The organism is Streptomyces sp. NPDC026062, assembly GCF_055568375.1.
The window spans coordinates 79,047-96,452 of record NZ_JBVHOQ010000012.1 but is presented as its reverse complement, the minus strand read 5'-3'; the positions used below and the strand labels follow the sequence as shown (position 1 = coordinate 96,452).

Genomic DNA, 17,406 nt, shown 5'->3' with positions numbered 1-17,406 from the left:
TCAGGCTCGGAGGCCGGCGCGGTCGCCCATCACCACGACCGGGTTCTGCTTCGGGTCCAGGGTGCGCAGCAGCTTGACCATGGCGGCCTTCGGCAGGCTCACACAGGCCGACGTGCCGCTGCCGTGGTCCATGTGCAGCCAGATGCTGCCGCCCTTCGACCGGCCCTGAGGGCGCGTGGGATCGTTGGGAGGCGTGCCCTTGACGCGGTTGTAGTCGATGGCGATGACGTAGTCGAAGTCGTGCCAGTAGGGCTTGGCCCAGTAGCGGGGTGCCTGGATGGCGGCCGACTCGCTGTACGGGAGCAGAGCACCCGGGTCGGGCAGCGCGCCGCCCGCGTCGGTGAGGGTGAAGACGCCGACCGGGGAGCGCTTGTCGTCCTCGTGGTGGTCGGTGGTCCAGCCCTTGCGGCCGTTGTGGGCCTTCCATCCGGCGGCCCTGTCCCAGGTGGATCCGGTCCGCTCGTACAGGACGACCGTGGACTGTGCGGAGTTCTTTCCCTCGCCGTACACGGCGACGACCTGACGGGAGTTGCCCGGGATCCGCGACCGCAGACGGTCGCCCACGTCCGGAATACGTTTCAGCCCGGTGGTCCGCGACGCGTCCTTGTCCCTGCCCTTGTCCCTGTCCTTGTCCTTCCGGGCGTCGGCCGACCGCGCGTCGCCCTTCTTCGTATCCCATCCGTCGCCGCACGAGGTCAGCGTCGTGAGCAGGACACCGCAGGCGGCCGCCGAGACCACCACTCGTACCGCACCGGTGATACGCATTCGTCCATGCTCGCACTCATCGGCGTCCCCGGCCGTCCTCTGCGGCCGGAACGGGCGGATGCGTGCCCAGTCTTTACTCGTTGGGCCCGGACTTCACTCCGTGGCCCCGGTCGTTGCTCCCCGGACCCGGCCTCACTCCGTGGGCCCCGGTCCTTGCTCCGTGGACCGGTTGGGCCTCCCCGGTGCTCGCGGGACCGGGCCCGTAAAAGGGTTTGCCTCGGCCACGGCGGAAGGGCAAGGCTTGGACGGCTTGGTCCCTCCACACACCTCCCCCACGTGTTTCTGGAGATCCACCGCGGATCTCAGCTCCTTCCGATCTTTTGGGACGTCATGCACATTCGCGATCTTCCGTACCAGGATCCCGGCGATCCCGATGTCCGGTCGGGTCCTCGCTTCCTGCTCTGGCTCGGCCGCAACCAGATCCGCGGACAGCTCAAGTCGTTGTCCTGGGGTCTGCTGCAGCAGTGCTCCATCGCCGCTCTGCCGTTCGTCGTCGGATTCGCCGTCCAGTCGGTCGTCGACCGGTCAGGGGAACGGCTGGCGCTGGCCGGAGGCACGCTCGCGGTCCTGGGTGTACTGATCGCGCTGGGCGACACCATGCTCCACCGGACCGCCGTCACCAACTGGATCACCGCTGCGGCCCGGGTCCAGCAGCTGCTGGCCCGCAAGACCGCCGAACTCGGCTCGGCGCTGACCCGCCGGGTCGCCGCGGGAGAAGTCGTGGCGGTGTCCACGGGGGACGTGGAGAAGATCGGCTGGTTCGTCGAGGCGCTCTCGCGCTTCGCCGCCGCCGTCGCGGCACTCGTCATCATCTGTGCCGGGCTCGTCCTCTACCTGCCCTCGCTGGGTGCGCTGGTGACGCTCTCCGTGCCGCTGCTCGCCCTGGCCGTCCTGCCCCTGCTCCCCCGCGCGACCCGTCGTGCCGACCTCCAGCGCGAAAAGGCCGGGAAGGCCACCGAGCTGGCGTCGGACACCGTGGCCGGGCTGCGTGTACTGCGTGGTATCGGCGGCGAGGAACTGTTCCTCGGCCGCTACCGGCGCGCCTCGCAGGAGGTACGCGAGGCCGCCGTGCACAGTGCGCGGATGTGGTCGCTGATCTCGGCGATCCAGGTGCTGCTGCCCGGCGTGCTGCTGATCTCACTGGTCATCTACGGAGCCGTGCTGGCCCGGGACGGGAAGATCGACGTCGGTCAGCTCGTGACGGTGTACAGCGCGGCGACGCTGATGCTGTTGCCGCTGCGGCACTTCGAGGAGATCGCCATGGCGTACTCCTTCTCACGGCCGTCCGCCCAGCGGGCGGTCAGGGTGCTCGCCCTGAACAGGGTCACGCGGCCGTCCACGGTCGACGCGACACCGACCGGCGACCTGTACGACCCGGTCACCGGCCTGATGGCTCCGGAGGGCCTGTTCACCGCGGTGGTGTGCGGAGATCCGGACGAGGCCGGCAGGCTCGCGGACCGGCTCGGCGGCCATGCCCGGCCCGCCGTGGCACAGAGGGACGAGGCCGAGGACACCGAGGCGCCCGCACTGCCGTCGGTCCTGCTCGGGGGCGTGCCCCTGGACGACCTGGAACTGGACGCGGCACGGACCGCCGTGCTGGTCCAGGACAAGGACCCGGTGCTGCTCTCCGGCACGCTGCGCGAACTGCTGGACGTGCCGTCGTCCGGCCGGGTGGCCGCCTCGGACGCGCTGGCGGCCGCACGGTGCGGCGATGTGCTGGACGCGCTGGCCCAGGCGTCCGTCGACACCGACGGCGACCCGATGAACACCCGGATCACCGAACGCGGCCGGTCGCTGTCCGGCGGTCAGCGCCAGCGGCTCGCCCTGGCGCGCTCGCTGGTGACCGACCCGAAGGCCCTGGTGCTGGACGAGCCGACATCCGCCGTCGACTCGCACACGGAGGCACGCGTCGCCGAGGGCATCAAGTCCCTGCGCAAGGACCGGACGACGGTGGCGTTCGCCTCGTCGCCGTTGCTGCTCGACCTGGCGGACCGGGTGGCGCTGGTCCACAACGGCACCGTGGTGGCCGTCGGCACCCACCGTGAACTGCTGCGCGACGAACCGCGCTACCGGTCGGTCGTCACCCGTGAGACCGACGCCGAGATCGCGGCCGCGCGACCTGGCGACCGGGACATCAGCACGATCGAGGAAATCGAGGAGAGGGCATGATCGGCGTCGCACGACCGACGTACGACCCGGCCGCCCCGGAGTCGGCGACGACCCTGCCGGTCGGTACACCCGCGACCGTACGCACCTACGTACGGGAGCTGATGCGGCGCCACCGGCGGCCGTTCATCGTGGTCACGGTACTCAACTCGGTCGCGGTGATCTCGTCGATCGTCGGCCCGTACCTGCTGGGCGGACTGGTCGAGGATCTGTCCAACGATGTCACCGACCTCCATCTGGAGCGCACCGTCGCGGTGTTCGCGCTGGCGCTGGTCGTCCAGACGGTGGTCACCCGGATGATGCGGCTGCGCAGCGCGATGCTGGGCGAGGAGATGCTGGCCGATCTGCGCGAGGACTTCCTCGTGCGGTCGGTGCGGCTGCCCCCGGGTGTGCTGGAGCGGGCCGGGACGGGCGATCTGCTGTCCCGGATCACGACGGACATCGACCGGCTCGCCAACGCCATGCGCGAGGCGGTCCCGCAACTGGCCATCGGGGTGGTGTGGGCGGGTCTGCTGCTCGCCGCGCTCGCCGTCACCGCTCCCCCGCTGGCGCTCTCGGTGCTCGTCGCGCTGCCGGTGCTGATCCTCGGCTGCCGCTGGTACTTCCGCCGGGCGCCGTCGGCGTACCGCTCGGAGGCGGCCGGTTACGCGGCGGTCGCGGCGATGCTCGCGGAGACCGTGGACGCCGGAAGGACCGTGGAGGCGCACCGGCTGGGTGCGCGCCGGGTCGCCCTGTCGGACCGGCGGATCAAGGAGTGGACGGCCTGGGAGCGCTACACGCTGTTCCTGCGGTCCGTGCTCTTCCCCGTCATCAACACCACGTTCGTGACGATCCTCGGCGCGGTACTGATGCTCGGCGGCTGGTTCGTCATCGAGGGCTGGCTCACCGTCGGCCAGCTGACGACGGGCGCGCTGCTCGCGCAGATGATGGTCGATCCGATCAACCTGATCCTGCGCTGGTACGACGAGTTGCAGGTAGCCCAGGTGTCGCTGGCCCGCCTCGTGGGGGTCCGTGAGATCGAGCCGGACGCCGGTGACTCCGGCGTGGCGCCGGACGGCCGTGACGTGCGCGCGGACGAGGTGCGCTTCGGCTATCGCACCGGTCTCGACGTGCTGCACGAGGTGTCGCTGGATGTCGCTCCCGGTACGCGGCTGGCGCTGGTCGGCCCGTCCGGTGCCGGCAAGTCCACGCTGGGCCGGCTGCTGGCGGGGATCTACGCGCCGAGGACCGGTGAGGTCACGCTGGGAGGTGCCCAGTTGTCGCAGATGACGGCGGAGCGGGTCCGTACGCATGTGGCTCTGGTCAACCAGGAGCACCATGTGTTCGTCGGGTCGCTGCGGGACAATCTGCTGCTGGCCCGTACCGGCGCCGAGGACGCGGAGCTGTGGGCCTCGCTGGCGGCGGTCGACGCGGAAGGCTGGGCGAGGGCGCTCGACGGGGGGCTGGACTCCGAGGTCGGTTCGGGCGGCCTGGCACTCACACCGGCGCAGGCGCAGCAGATCGCGCTGGCCCGGCTGGTGCTGGCCGATCCGCACACCCTGGTGCTGGACGAGGCGACCTCGCTGCTCGATCCGCGCGCGGCCCGTCATCTGGAGCGTTCGCTGGCCCGGGTGCTGGACGGCCGTACGGTCGTGGCCATCGCCCACCGGCTGCACACGGCGCACGACGCGGACGTGATCGCCGTCGTCGAGCAGGGCCGGATCAGCGAACTGGGCAGCCATGACGAGCTGGTGGCGGCGGACGGCGCGTACGCGGCGCTGTGGCGGTCCTGGCACGGCTGACCCCTGACGGGCCGGGCCGTCCGTACGACCGCCTTCCGGCCGGAGCCGCGTGCTCCGGCCGGAAGGCGTCGTCGTCACCCGGGCCGGCGCACCGCGGCCGGACCGTCTCCCTTTCCGGCTGTGACCGCGTCGGCGTCGGGGGCGGCCTCCGGACGCGGGGTGGCCCCGGCGACCGTCACCGTCCCGGTGGACGTCTTCGGCCGGAGCAGCACCGCCGAGACGAGGGCCGCGAGCAGGGTGAGCGCCGCAGCGACGATCAGGCAGAGTCGGAGCCCGTCGAGGAAGGCGTCGGCGACGGCGCCCAGGGCCTGACCGGTATGCGGGCCGAGGTTCATCCCGGCGACCGCGCCCAGCCCGCCCTCGCGGGCGGTGTCCACCATGCTCCGCCGGCTCTCTCCCGTGATTCCGGCGTCGGCGAGATGGGCGGGGAACGTGTGGAGGGCCCGGGAGGTGAGCAGAGCGCCCAGAACGGCCGGACCGAGTGCGCCGCCGATCTGCCGGAAGGTGTTGTTGCCCGCTGCGGCCATACCGGCCAGGTGGTGGGGGACGGAGGCGACGGCGGTGGCGGTCATGGGTGTCAGGACGCCGCCCATTCCGAGGCCCAGCAGGACCAGCCGCCATGCGATGGAGACGAACGACGTGTCCGCGTCGAGTGTGGTCATCGAGAGGAGCGCGCCGGAGACGACGAGCAGCCCGGCGGTGATCAGGGTGCGTGCGGGGACCCGGTGCATGAGGCGTGCGACGGGACCGCCGGCGACGATGGCGGCGCCGGTGACCATGAGAAGGCGCCAGGCGGCCTGAAGCGTGTCGAGCTGTTGTACCAGGCCGAAGTAGAGGCTCAGCAGGAAGAAGAAGCCGATGAGCCCCAGGAAGGTGATCATCGCGACCAGGGTGGTGGCCGTGAACGCCGGGCTGCGGAACAGCGCCAGATCCAGCATCGGGCTGTCGCTGCGCCGCTCCGCGACGACGAAGGCGACGGCACCGGCCAGTGCCACGAACAGCGCCGCCAGGACCTGTGTGTCGGTGAAGGATCCGGCGCCGCCCTCGATCACTCCGTACACCAGCGCGGTGATCGCCACCGCCGCGGTGATCTGGCCCGGCCAGTCGAGCCGTCGCCCGTGCGGGGCTCGCGAGTCGGTCAGCAGCCGCGCGGCGAAGACGATCGCGATCAGCGAGACGGGAATGACCAGGAGGTAGATCCACCGCCAGGCCGCGTGTTCCAGGACGACACCGGCGATCGGCGGGCCGACGGCCAGCGCCATCAGGAGCGATGTTGCCCACAGGCCGATGAACTTGCCGCGTTCCCGGTGGTCGGGCACGGCGTGGCTGATCAGGGCCAGGGTCGTGGGCAGCAGGGCGGCCGCGCCCATTCCGGCGATGGCCTGGCCAGCCCAGAGCAGCTGGATCGACGGGGCCGCCAGTGCGACGGCCGCACCCACGGCGGAGAACAGCAGGCCCGCCTGGAAGACCTTCTTGCGCCCGTGGACGTCGCCGACCACGCCTGCGGTCAGAATGAACGCCGCCATGGGCAGGACGAACGCGTCCTGGACCCAGGACAGCTGGGCCGTCGACGCTCCCAGCGCCGCCTGGATGGCGGGCAGGCTCACGGAGACGGTGGTCACCGGCAGGTAGGCGACGAATACGCCCAGGCAGGCCATGACGAGTGTGGCCGTCCGCCGGTCGGGCCGGCCGCTCGCCAAGGGTGTGACGTTCAAGAAAGCACTCCTTTGCGACGCGGTGCGCCGCGGTAGATGTCCAGCGGGGTTCCATGCCCTGGTGGCCGGGTTCCCGGCCGGGCCCCGGCGGTCGGGTCCCTCTGCCGGGCCCGGCGCTCCGGACCGTCACGGAACCCGGGGGCACCGTTCGTACCGGTGCGGGCCGAGGGCCGGGACGCACCGGGTCCGCTGTGCGGACCGGGCCGCGACCCAGGATCGGTGGGATCACACGGATTCAACGAAGCGGTGGCCCTGTTTGGGGCCAAACCTCCGCCAGAAGCGCCCCGCGTGAAACAATTCCGCCATGGTCGACGACCTGGACATGAAGATCCTCCGCACGCTTCATCACGCGCCGCGTGCCCCGTTCCGCCTGATCGGCGAGGTGAGCGGAGTGTCGGAGCAGACGGTGGCCCGCCGCTATCAGGCTCTGCGCCGCGCCGGCGTGATGCGGGTCGTCGGCCTGATCGATCCCGCCGTGCACGGTGAGGCGCAGTGGGTTGCCCGCATTCGCTGCCGTCCCGACCGCGCCGGGCCACTCGCCGACGCGCTCGCCCGGCGCCCCGACATCGCCTACGTCGGCATCGCCTCGGGCGGTTCGGAGATCATCTGCGTCATCCGCTCACCGCTCCAGGCCCCGCGTGCGGACATGCTGCTCCAGCAGCTGCCCAGGTCCGCCGCCGTCCTCGACCTGAGCATCGACCTGCTCATCCATCCTTTCAGGGCCCCTGGCACATCGGGCTGGACCGGCTACGGCGGACACCTCACCGCGGAGCAGGAACGGCGGCTGGCCGGCAGTCCGCCCGCTGCCCCGGCGGGCCCCCTGCTCCCCCTCACCGCCGAGGACCGTCCGCTCCTCGACGCCCTCGCGGAGGACGGCCGCACCTCACACACACGGCTCGCCGAAGTCACCGGATGGTCCAAGGGCCGCGTCGCCCGCCGGCTGGAGTCCCTGGAGACGTCCGGCACCCTCTCGTACGACATCGACCTGCTGCCGGAACACCTCGGCTATCGCCTCAACGCCACCCTCTGGCTGCGCGTCGCCCCGGCCTGCCTGGAAAGCACCGGCCATGCGATCGTCGCCCACGACGAGGTCGCGTTCGCAGCCGCCATCAGCGGCGACCACAACATGATGGCGATCGTCATCTGCCGCGACGCCGAGGAGTTCTACCGGTATCTGACCACTCGCCTCGCCACCACCCCCGGCGTCGACGCCTACGGGGTGAGCATCCGGGTACGGCGCCTCAAGCAGGCCGCCTCCCTCATCTCACACGGCAGGCTGGTCCCTCCCGCACCCGTCCAGTGACGACTTCCGCTTCCACTCGTGTCGTGTGACGGGGGCCGGTGGTTCCGGGGCCGCGTCTTCACCCGCCGGCCGGCCGGGGCCGGGCTTCCGCCGGCCCCGGCCGGGACGACCTGGGGCGGCAGCCCCGGCCGGGGCCGCCGTTTACATCGCCGCGGGTTCGCGCGCCCCGTCCCGCTCCGTGGGAGCGGGCTCCGCGGAGCCCGTGCCGAGGGAGCGGTCCGGCGGCCTGACGCCGATCATGCCGACGGCTGTCAGGACCGCGGCCACGGCCGCGGCCGTACCGCAGATGTGGAATGCGGTGCCGAATCCGCTGCCTAGGGCATCGAGGGCGAGATCGTGCGCCGCCGCCCCCGGAGTGCCGGACGGCAGACCGTTCACCGCGATCGGCCCGCCCTGCCCAGCGATTCCGCGTGCCGCTCCGAGCTGATCGGCCGGAAGATCCGCCCCGCTCAGGTTCGACGAGAACGCCGAGGCCGCCTTGGACAGGGCGACCGCGCCCACGACGACGGGGCCGAGCGCGAAACCGAGGTCGCGGAGCATGTTGGTCGTCGCGCTCGCCATGCCGGCCAGCTGCGGCGGCACGCTGTCCAGCGCCACCGCTGTCACCGAGCTCACGCACAGCGCGAAGCCGATGCCGATCAGCAGGTCGGGCACGACGAAGGCGGTCAGGCCGGGGTCCGCGACATCGAGCCCGGTGCAGAGGAAGCAGCCGATGGACATCAGCCCGAAGCCGGACGTGAGCAGCCAGGCCGGGGCAACCCGGTGCAGCAGCCGGGAGACGACCGGGATCAGGACGAACGCGGGCCCTTGGAGCAGCAGGAACGGGACGGCGACGCGCAGCGGCTCCTGGTGCTGGACCGGACCGAGCCACATGCTCGTCGCGAAGCACGCGCCGAGGAAGGCGAGCATCCCGATCACGGCGACGACGGATGACACCGTGAAGGCACGGTTGCGGAACAGGCTCAGATCGAAGATCGGGGACTTGGCTCCCACCTCGACCAGGACGAAGCCGGCGAGGAAGACCAGGCCGAGCATGCCGGACAGGATGACGGGAAGGGTCGTCCACCCGGACTCGGGGCCCTCGACGGCCGCGTACAGGACCAGGACGAGACCGATCGCGAAGGTGATCTGGCCCGGGATGTCGAGCTCGCGGCCCTCCGCCGATTTCGACTCGGAGGTCAGCAGGAGCGTGAGCACCATGCTCACGACGGCGAGAGCGACGAGCACCCAGAAGGAACCGCGCCAGGAACCGACTTCGGCGAACACCCCTCCGAGGAGGGGCGAGAGGGCGGCGCCGGCGGACAGGAAGCCGCTCCACAGCGCGACGGCCTGGGCCCGCTCCCGCGGAGTGCGGGTGACGGACGCGAGCATGGTGAGCGAGCCCGGGAACAGTGCCCCGGCGCCGAGCCCGTTGAGCGCCGCGCCGACCCAGAGGACCTGCACGCTGGGTGCGACCGCGGCCACGGCGCTGCCGATGGCGAGGAGGCCGGCGCCCGCGGTGATCAGCTTCTTGCGGCCGAAACGGTCGCCGAGCACGCCGAAGGTGAATTCGAAGCAGACCACGGCGACCATGAAGGCCGAGGTGATCCAGGTCAGTTGGGAGCCGTGGGTGTTCAGGTCCTCCTGGAACAGTCCGTTGAGCGATGCCGGCAGCGCGTTGGCGACTTGTGCCACGAACACCGCACAGCTGGTAGCAGCCAGCGTCCCCGCGTAGCCCGGTTTCCGGGCAGCCCCCGCGGTTGGGCCGTGGGACGTCGCTGTCCCTTTGTTGAGCGTCATTGCTTTCTCCCTGGCTGGGAAGGTGAGGGCCCCGCCGTCTCGGGCGGGACAGGCTCCGGCCGACGGCCGTAGCGAGGGGAGGGGGCGGGGAGCGTCGCTCACCGCGCACGCCGGTTCTCGGGCCCCGGGCACGCCGACGAGGTCGTCGTCGAGTGCCCCGTCCTCCTCCGCCGTGATCACACCGGCGGCTCGCCGCACCTGTCCGCACAGGGCAGGCCCAGAAGGTACGCGGCTCGAATCCGGCGTGGTGCCGTGGAGAATGACACTTCGCAATACAGCATGTCAATGAAATGTACGTCGCTTCAGGTAAATTGCCTCGACGTCATACGGAGCTGCCGCGGCGGGAGGCGTGCGGCATGGATGGAGAGGGCGGAGAGGGCGTAGGGAGAAAAGGGGGTCCGGGACTGTGACGGGACGGGCGCGGAGGCACCGCAGCGCGCCTGGGCACGCCGATGTGCGCCCAGTGGGCTCGCCGTCTCCCGGAGGCCGTTCCTCACGCCGCCCGGTTGCCCGGCCGCCCGGTCAGTGCGTCGCGGCCTGCTCCGCCTCGATCGCGTGCGCCGCGGCCTTGAGTGTCGCCACCAGAGAGGGGAGGTCGTGGGAGTCGTAGCGCACGCTGGGCATCGACACCGACAGCCCGGCCTGCGCAGCCCCGTCCCGGTCGCGCACCGGGACGCCGACCGCGACAAGTCCGCGCTCGGAGCGCTCCTGGTTCACGGCGAACCCGTTGCGGGCGATACGCCGCAGCTCGCTGCGCAGCCGTGCGAGGTCCGGGCGGTCCGCGGGGTGGTCGCGGTAGCGCGCGGCGGAGTAGATCTCCGCCAGTTCGGCCTCGTCCAGCCCTGCGAGCAGAAGCAGCCCGGCGGTCGTCCGGTGCGCCGCGAACACCATTCCCTCCCGGGAACCGACCCGCAGTGCCTGCCGGCTCTCGACGCTGGCGATGAACCTGGTCGTGTCTCCCGTGCGGATGGTGAGGTTGGCCGTCTCGTCCAGCAGGTCGACCAGCCGGTGCAGGTGGGGCAGTGCGGCGGCCCGGAGCCGGGACACCTGGGACTGCGAGTGCGCCGCCAGTTCGAGGACGGGGCCCGCCCGGTAGACACGGTTCTCGTCCTGCACGGCGAAGTCCCGGTACACGAGCATCGCCAGGAGCCGGTGGGCGGTGGACCGCGCGACCCCCAGCCGTTCGGCGATCTGCGAGACGGTCGCCCCGCCCTCCAGCTGCAGCATGGTCGCCGTCCTGAGCGCGTGGTCGACGCTCGCGACGGGATACGGCGGCGGCGTCTTGAGCGGCTTGTCCACGATGCCTCCTCGGGCCGGCTCCCACCGCGTCGTCGGGTGCGGCAGGGCGTTTGCCCCGCGTCGGTGCGGCAGGACGATTTCCCCTGCTGCCCGGTGCGGCAGCGCGTGTGTCCGCCCCGCGTCCGGTGCGACAGCGTGCCGCTCGGGACGAGGACGGAGCCAAAGATTCTGCTCTCCAGAATCTACATGTCCCACAGGCGAAGCGGGCGCACGCTGAGGCCGTGACTCAGTCCTCCCCCGCTCAAGACATCGACCAGGGCTCCCCCGTCCGGCTGCGGGCCGTTTCCGCGGCCGGCCAGCCCCCGGTCACCCCGGCGCTCCAGGAGCTCTACCGGGGCTTCGAACAGGAACTTCTCGTCCCGCTGTGGACCGAGATCGGTGACCTGATGCCGGCCCATCCGCACTCGCACGCGGTGCCGCACGTGTGGCGCTGGGAGCGGCTGCGGGCCCTCGCGGCACAGGCCGGCGAGATCGTCCCGGTCGGCCGCGGTGGCGAGCGCCGCGCCATCGCGCTGGCCAATCCGTCCCTGGGCGGCCGCCCCTTCGCCACACCCACCCTGTGGGCCGCCATCCAGTACCTGATGCCGGGGGAAGACGCTCCCGAGCACCGCCACACCCAGCACGCGTTCCGGTTCGTCGTCGAGGGCGAGGGGGTGTGGACGGTCGTCGGCGGCGATCCCGTGGCCATGCGCCGCGGCGACTTCCTGCCGCAGGCCGGATGGAACATGCACGCGCACCACAACGCCGCCGGCGAGCCGATGGCCTGGATCGACGGACTCGACATCCCGTTCCAGTACGCGAGTGAGACCCAGTTCTTCGAGTTCGGCCGGACCGGGATCAGCGACGCCGAGCGCATCACCCCGGACCGCTCGCGCGCCGAGCGCCTGTGGGGCCACCCCGGGCTGCGCCCCGTCGCCGCCACCGCGTCCGCCCCCGGCACGCCGCTGCTGGCGTACCGCTGGGAGCACACCGACCGCGCGCTCAGCGACCAGCTGGCCCTTGAGGCCGAGGGCTTCGCCGGCACTGTCGGGCCCGGTCACGCCGCCGTCCGGTTCACCGACCCGGCGACCGCCGCGGACGTGCTGCCGACCATCCGGGCCGAGATGCACCGCGTCGTGCGCGGCGCCGAGACGGCCCCCGTCCGCGAGACCGGCTCGTCGGTCTACCAGGTGTTCGACGGCTCGGGCACCGTCACCGTCGGGGAGCGCTCCTGGACCGTGACACGCGGCGACCTCTTCGTCGTCCCGTCCTGGCAGCCCCTCTCCATGCGGTCCGAGGCCGGCACCACCGACTCCGACTCCGGTGCCCTGGACCTGTTCCGCTTCAGCGACTCCCCGATCTTCGAAGCCCTCCGGCTCGACCGCACCCATGTGGAAGGAACCACCCGATGAAGCTCGCCACCCTCCGTACCGGCACGACCACCACGGCCGTCCGGGTCGAAGGCGACGTCCTGATCGACCTCGGTGTCCCGGACGTGGGCACTCTGCTGGGCCTGGACGGCTGGGCCGCGCGCGCCGCCTCGGCCACCGCCGCGGACTCCACGGCGTACACCGTGGAAGGCGCCGAGTACGCGCCCGTCGTTCCGCAGCCCTCGAAGGTGATCTGCGTCGGGCTCAACTACCGCACCCACATCACGGAGATGGGCCGGGACCTGCCCGATCACCCCACCCTGTTCGCCAAGTTCGCCGACTCCCTGATCGGAGCGGGCGACGACATCCGGCGGCCGGAGGAGACCGGCCAGTTCGACTGGGAGGTGGAGCTGGCGGTGGTCGTCGGCAAGCAGGTGCGCCGCGCCCGCGGCAAGGAGGCCGAACAGGCGATCGCCGGGTTCACCGTCCTCAACGACATCACCTGCCGGGACTGGCAGTTCCGCACCCGCGAGTGGCTCCAGGGCAAGATGTGGGACTCCAGCACTCCCGTCGGCCCGTTCCTCGTGACACCCGACGAACTGCCCGGCGGGGTGCGTCCCACGCTCGATGTCCGGCTCACCGTGGACGGCGAGCTCATGCAGTCCGACACCACTGCCGACCTGCTCTTCGACCCGGTACACCTCGTGGAGTACGTCTCCACGATCACACGTCTCAACCCCGGCGACATCATCGCCACCGGCACCCCGGGCGGTGTCGGGCACGCCCGCGTGCCGAGGCGCTACCTGCTGGGCGGGGAGACGGTCGTCGCCGAGATCGACGGCATCGGCCGCCTGGAGAACCGCGTCGTCGAGGAGAAGTCGGCCTGATGTCCCGTACCTTCGAGGACGCGCGCCGCTGGGCGCAGTTCGGCACCGCTCTGTTCGTGGAGGCCGCAGACCTCTCGGACACCGGACAGAGCGAGCCGAGCGCGCTGCCCGGCTGGACCCGCAAGCACCTGGTCGCGCATGTCGCGGCCAACGCCGATGCCCTGGGCAATCTCGTCCACTGGGCAGCCACCGGTGAGCCCACCCCGATGTACGCCTCCGCGGACGAGCGCGCCGCCGCCATCGAGCGGGGCGCCACGATGCCGGCCGCCGAGCTCACCGCATGGCTGCGCCTGAGCGCGCAGGAGCTGGCGGGGGCCACGGCCGCGCTCGACGACGCCCGGTGGCAGGCCCCGGTGGTGACGGCGCAGGGCCGTACCGTGGCCGCCACCGAACTGCCCTGGATGCGCGCCCGCGAGGTGTGCGTCCACGCTGTCGACCTGGGCACCGGCCTGACCTTCGCGGACCTGCCGGCCGGCTTCCTCGCCGCGCTCTGTGACGATGTCGTGGCCAAGCGCGCGAAGGAGTCCGGCCCGGCGCTGGTTCTGGAGGCGACGGGCAGCGGTGCGTTCTGGACGCTTCCCGGTGAGGGCGAGCCGACCGTGATCGTCGGCGGTCTCGATGAGATCGCCGGGTATCTCACCCGGCGCGCCAACACACTCGTGGCGCCCGGCGGCGGGCCTGCTCCCGTCCTGGCCCGCTGGCTCTGATCCACCCGACCGGGCGGGGGCGGGCGGTCGGGCCCGCTCCCCGCCCCCATCGCGGTCATCGGCGCACGACGCCTCCCGCCCTTCTGTCACCCGACGACTCACCCGACGGCTCCCGCGATCCGAGGACAAGACGATGAATACTGCGACCCCTCCCACCGGGGATCCCGCACCCGCTCCCACCGGCGAAAAGCCCGACGTGATCATCGTCGGAGGCGGCATCGGCGGCCTCAGCTCCGCTTTCGCCCTCGCCCGGCAGGGGCTGCGCGTACGCGTCCTCGAACGGGCCCAGGAGTTCGGCGAGGTAGGCGCCGGCCTCCAGATCGCGCCGAACTGCACCCGCATCCTGGACGAGTACGGTCTGCTCGACGAGGCCAAGGAGCTGGGTGTGCTCCCGGAGAACATGGTGATGCGCGATGCCCTCGACTCCCGTGAGCTGACCCGGCTCGACCTGCGGGACGTGGAGCGGCGCTACGGCTTTCCGTACATGGTGATCCACCGCAGCGACCTGCACGGTATTTTCCTGCGCGCCTGCCGCCGGGCCGGTGTGGAACTGCTGACCGACCGGACGGTGACCGGCTACGAGCACATCGACGGCGGCGCCCGGATCCGCATGGCGGACGGCAGCACCGAGGAGGCACCGGTGGTCGTCGCCGCCGACGGACTGCACTCCGTGGCCCGGCGCCAACTGGTCGGCGACAAGGTGGTCAGTTCCGACTACGTCGCCTACCGTGCGGCCGTCCCGATCGGCCAGGTGCGCGACAACGGCATCGCGGAGAAGGACGTCACCGTGTACGTCGGTCCGCGCTGCCACTTCGTGCAGTACGCCCTGCGGGGCGGCGAGATGTTCAACCAGGTCGCCGTGTTCGAGTCCCCGAAGGCACTGGCGGGGAAGGACGACTGGGGTACTCCGGACGAGCTGGACGCGGCCTTCGCCGCCACCTGCGACACCGTACGCAAGGGCATTCCCCTGATGTGGCGCGACCGGTGGTGGCAGATGCTCGACCGGGACCCGGTCGAGACGTGGGTGCACGGCCGGATCGCCCTGCTCGGCGACGCCGCCCACCCGCCACTGCAGTACATGGCGCAGGGCGCGATCATGGCGATCGAGGACGGCTGGGTCCTCGCCCGGCACGTCGCACGCCAGACCGCCGCAGCGGAGGCGGACATGGACACCACACCGGACGGGGGCGCCGGAGCTCCGGACTGGGACGCCGTCCTCACCTCCTACGAGGCGGTCCGCGTCGAGCACTGCCGCCGGGTACAGACCACTGCCCGCGCCTGGGGCGAGCTGTGGCACCTGGACGGGGAGCAGCGGCTGCGGCGCAACGCGATCATGCGCGGCCGGGACGACCACGACTACGGATTCACCGACTGGGTGTACGGTCCCACGGCGCTGGACCCCGATGAGGAACCCGCGATGTTCACCCCGATCCCGCTCTCCTCGGCCCGGCTCGGGGACGACGTCGCTCACGAGGTGGCACAGGCATGATCACTACCGTGGCAGCGACGGCCGACGAGGCGGTCGCGGGTGTCGAGGACGGTTCGACCGTTCTGGTGGGCGGATTCGGTCTGGCGGGCATGCCGTTCGACCTCATCGACGCCCTGATCCGGCAGGGCGCGGGTGAGCTGACCGTGGTGTCCAACAACGCCGGGAACGGCGATGCGGGGCTGGCCGCGCTGCTGGGGGCGGGCCGGGTCCGCAAGGTGATCTGCTCCTTCCCCCGGCAGAGCGACTCCTATGTGTTCGACGAGCTTTACCGGGCAGGGCGCATCGAGCTGGAGGTCGTGCCGCAGGGCACCCTCGCCGAACGGATCCGGGCCGCGGGCGCGGGGATCGGCGCCTTCTACTGCCCCGTGGGCGCCGGCACACTGCTGGCGGAGGGCAAGGAGACCCGGGAGATCGACGGCCGTGTCCACGTCCTGGAGTACCCGGTCAGGGGGGATGTGGCTCTGATCTCGGCGTACCGCGCGGACACCATGGGCAACCTCGTCTACCGCAGGACCGCCCGGAACTTCGGCCCCGTCATGGCCACGGCGGCCACGACGGTGATCGCCCAGGTGACCGACATCGTGCCGGTCGGGGAGATCGGTCCGGAGACCGTGGTCACGCCCGGAATCTACGTCGACCGCCTCGTGCGGGCCGAGGCCCGCCGACTCACCGTCCGAGGAGCCCGCTGATGACGGCCACGAACACCATGCCCGGGACGGGTCCCGTGGAGCACCTCGGCCGGGGCCCGCTCACCACCGACGAACTCGCGGCCCGTATCGCGCGCGACATCGCGCCCGGTTCCTATGTCAACCTCGGCATCGGGCAGCCGACCAGGATCGCCGAGCACCTGCCACCGGACACGGGGATCGTGCTGCACACCGAGAACGGCATGCTGGGAATGGGCCCGGCCGCGGCGGACGACGAGATCGACCCCGACCTCACGAACGCCGGGAAGGTGCCCGTCACCGAGCTGCCCGGAGCGGCCTACTTCCACCACGCGGACTCCTTCGCGATGATGCGGGGCGGTCACCTGGACGTGTGTGTCCTCGGGGCCTTCGAGGTCTCGGCCCGGGGTGACCTGGCCAACTGGCACACCGGTGACCCGGATGCCATTCCCGCGGTCGGCGGCGCGATGGACCTCGCCGTCGGTGCCCGGGAGGTGCTGGTGATGATGAGGCTGTTCACCCGGGACGGCGTCCCCAAACTCGTGCCCGTATGCGGCTGCCCGCTCACCGGCAGCGGCTGCGTCAGCCGCGTCTACACCGACTACGGCGTCTTCGTACCTGGGCCGGACGGGGTCAGGGTCCTGGAGACGTACGGCATCACGGTCGAGGAGCTGCGGGAACTTCTCGACGTCGACCTGGTCCGATGAGCCGTCCGCCGGTCGGTATACGGGGCGTCAGGACTCGGTGCGGTCCGTGTGCTGCCTGGCCACCCCGTCCGGCCGGCGAGCCATGTCGCGTTAGGATCCGGGCATGGCGAACCTTCGTGAGGCACAGAAGCAGATGACCCGTCGCCTGCTGCTGGAGTCGGGAATCGAGCAGTTCAAGACGAAGGGGTACGCCGTCACCACGGTCGACGACATCGCGACCGCCGCGGGTACGACGCGGGCGACCTTCTACGCGTACTTCTCCTCCCGCAGTGAGCTGATGCAGGCCCTCATCGACGAGCAGCTCAACGAGGTGTTGCAGCGCGTCGGCTCTCCCGAGCACGGCTCCACCGCGCAGGGCCTCGTGGCCACGGTCGCCGACGGATCGCCGGAGGCGATCGCCGACTGGCTGCGCCGCACCGCCGACAGCTGGCCGGCGATCTGGCCCCTCATCCGGATCGGCCGGGACGCCGCCGTGGTCGATCCGGAACTCACCGACCTGGTCGAGCGATGGATGGAGGAGGCCATCGGCGACATCGAGGACGGGCTGGCGGCGGCCGGGCGCCTGGAGCCGTATCAGCGCCACTTCCGGGGTGTGCTGGCCATGGCCGAGCTCGACTTCGTCGCGCAGCACTGGCATCGCGCCGAGTGGAAGCTCACCCGCGACCAGATGCTCGACGAGCTCGGGACGAGCTGGGTCCGCCTGCTGCACTGAGCGCCGTCGCGGTGACGCGCGCGGGTTCGTCGAGCGGCCCCACCGTCGTGGTCACGCGCGCCGCAGCGCCGATCAGCGGCTC

General features: G+C 71.6%; 14 protein-coding genes. 10 read left to right on the top strand and 4 right to left on the bottom strand.

The features are described 5' to 3' along the window. Positions 1–741, bottom strand: coding sequence for a hypothetical protein (locus tag ACZ4LX_RS13740; protein WP_467638639.1), 741 nt, complete (start codon positions 739–741; stop codon positions 1–3). A 354-nt stretch (positions 742–1,095) separates the two neighbouring features. Here ACZ4LX_RS13740 and ACZ4LX_RS13735 point away from each other — a divergent pair, with 354 nt between their 5' ends. Continuing rightward, entirely contained in the window at positions 1,096–2,934 is a 1,839-nt protein-coding gene (locus ACZ4LX_RS13735) for an ABC transporter transmembrane domain-containing protein (protein ID WP_467638132.1), read from the top strand. Next, positions 2,931–4,712: an ABC transporter ATP-binding protein gene (locus tag ACZ4LX_RS13730; protein ID WP_467638135.1), complete on the top strand. Its 1,782-nt coding sequence runs from the start codon at positions 2,931–2,933 to the stop codon at positions 4,710–4,712. Before ACZ4LX_RS13735 ends, ACZ4LX_RS13730 begins: the two co-directional genes overlap by 4 nt. Positions 4,713–4,786: 74 nt before the next feature. On the opposite strand, the gene ACZ4LX_RS13725 is transcribed toward ACZ4LX_RS13730, so the two are convergent. Continuing rightward, positions 4,787–6,427: a DHA2 family efflux MFS transporter permease subunit gene (locus tag ACZ4LX_RS13725; RefSeq protein ID WP_467638138.1), complete on the bottom strand. Its 1,641-nt coding sequence runs from the start codon at positions 6,425–6,427 to the stop codon at positions 4,787–4,789. A gap of 304 nt (positions 6,428–6,731) precedes the next feature. Between ACZ4LX_RS13725 and ACZ4LX_RS13720 the strand changes: the two genes are divergently transcribed. Next, the gene (locus tag ACZ4LX_RS13720; RefSeq protein WP_467638141.1) at positions 6,732–7,730 is read left to right on the top strand and encodes an Lrp/AsnC family transcriptional regulator; all 999 of its coding nucleotides are present in this window, start codon (positions 6,732–6,734) and stop codon (positions 7,728–7,730) included. A gap of 141 nt (positions 7,731–7,871) precedes the next feature. Here ACZ4LX_RS13720 and ACZ4LX_RS13715 read toward each other — a convergent pair whose 3' ends face one another. Further along, complete coding sequence (locus ACZ4LX_RS13715) at positions 7,872–9,410, bottom strand: MFS transporter (RefSeq protein WP_467638144.1); 1,539 nt, start codon at positions 9,408–9,410, stop codon at positions 7,872–7,874. A 621-nt stretch (positions 9,411–10,031) separates the two neighbouring features. After that, positions 10,032–10,808: an IclR family transcriptional regulator gene (locus ACZ4LX_RS13710; protein ID WP_467638147.1), complete on the bottom strand. Its 777-nt coding sequence runs from the start codon at positions 10,806–10,808 to the stop codon at positions 10,032–10,034. 221 nt (positions 10,809–11,029) lie between these two features. On the opposite strand from ACZ4LX_RS13710, the gene ACZ4LX_RS13705 reads away from it, so the two are divergent. The 7 genes from ACZ4LX_RS13705 (at position 11,030) to ACZ4LX_RS13675 (ending at position 17,324) form a co-directional block, all read left to right on the top strand. Further along, positions 11,030–12,199, top strand: a complete 1,170-nt coding sequence (locus ACZ4LX_RS13705; protein WP_467638150.1) for a cupin domain-containing protein — start codon at positions 11,030–11,032, stop codon at positions 12,197–12,199. Next, complete coding sequence (locus ACZ4LX_RS13700; RefSeq protein WP_467638153.1) at positions 12,196–13,044, top strand: fumarylacetoacetate hydrolase family protein; 849 nt, start codon at positions 12,196–12,198, stop codon at positions 13,042–13,044. Before ACZ4LX_RS13705 ends, ACZ4LX_RS13700 begins: the two co-directional genes overlap by 4 nt. Further along, complete coding sequence (locus tag ACZ4LX_RS13695; protein ID WP_467638156.1) at positions 13,044–13,751, top strand: maleylpyruvate isomerase family mycothiol-dependent enzyme; 708 nt, start codon at positions 13,044–13,046, stop codon at positions 13,749–13,751. The genes ACZ4LX_RS13700 and ACZ4LX_RS13695 overlap by 1 nt, the downstream gene beginning before the upstream one ends. 196 nt (positions 13,752–13,947) lie before the next feature. Then, the gene (locus ACZ4LX_RS13690) at positions 13,948–15,240 is read left to right on the top strand and encodes an FAD-dependent monooxygenase (protein ID WP_467638642.1); all 1,293 of its coding nucleotides are present in this window, start codon (positions 13,948–13,950) and stop codon (positions 15,238–15,240) included. Next, positions 15,237–15,929 (top strand): 3-oxoacid CoA-transferase subunit A, encoded by a 693-nt coding sequence (locus ACZ4LX_RS13685; RefSeq protein ID WP_467638159.1) that lies wholly within the window; start codon positions 15,237–15,239, stop codon positions 15,927–15,929. The genes ACZ4LX_RS13690 and ACZ4LX_RS13685 overlap by 4 nt, the downstream gene beginning before the upstream one ends. Next, positions 15,929–16,612, top strand: coding sequence for a 3-oxoacid CoA-transferase subunit B (locus ACZ4LX_RS13680; RefSeq protein ID WP_467638162.1), 684 nt, complete (start codon positions 15,929–15,931; stop codon positions 16,610–16,612). Before ACZ4LX_RS13685 ends, ACZ4LX_RS13680 begins: the two co-directional genes overlap by 1 nt. A gap of 103 nt (positions 16,613–16,715) precedes the next feature. Next, a complete protein-coding gene (locus ACZ4LX_RS13675; protein WP_467638165.1) occupies positions 16,716–17,324 on the top strand; it encodes a TetR/AcrR family transcriptional regulator in 609 nt (202 codons plus the stop codon). Positions 17,325–17,406 lie beyond the last annotated feature (82 nt).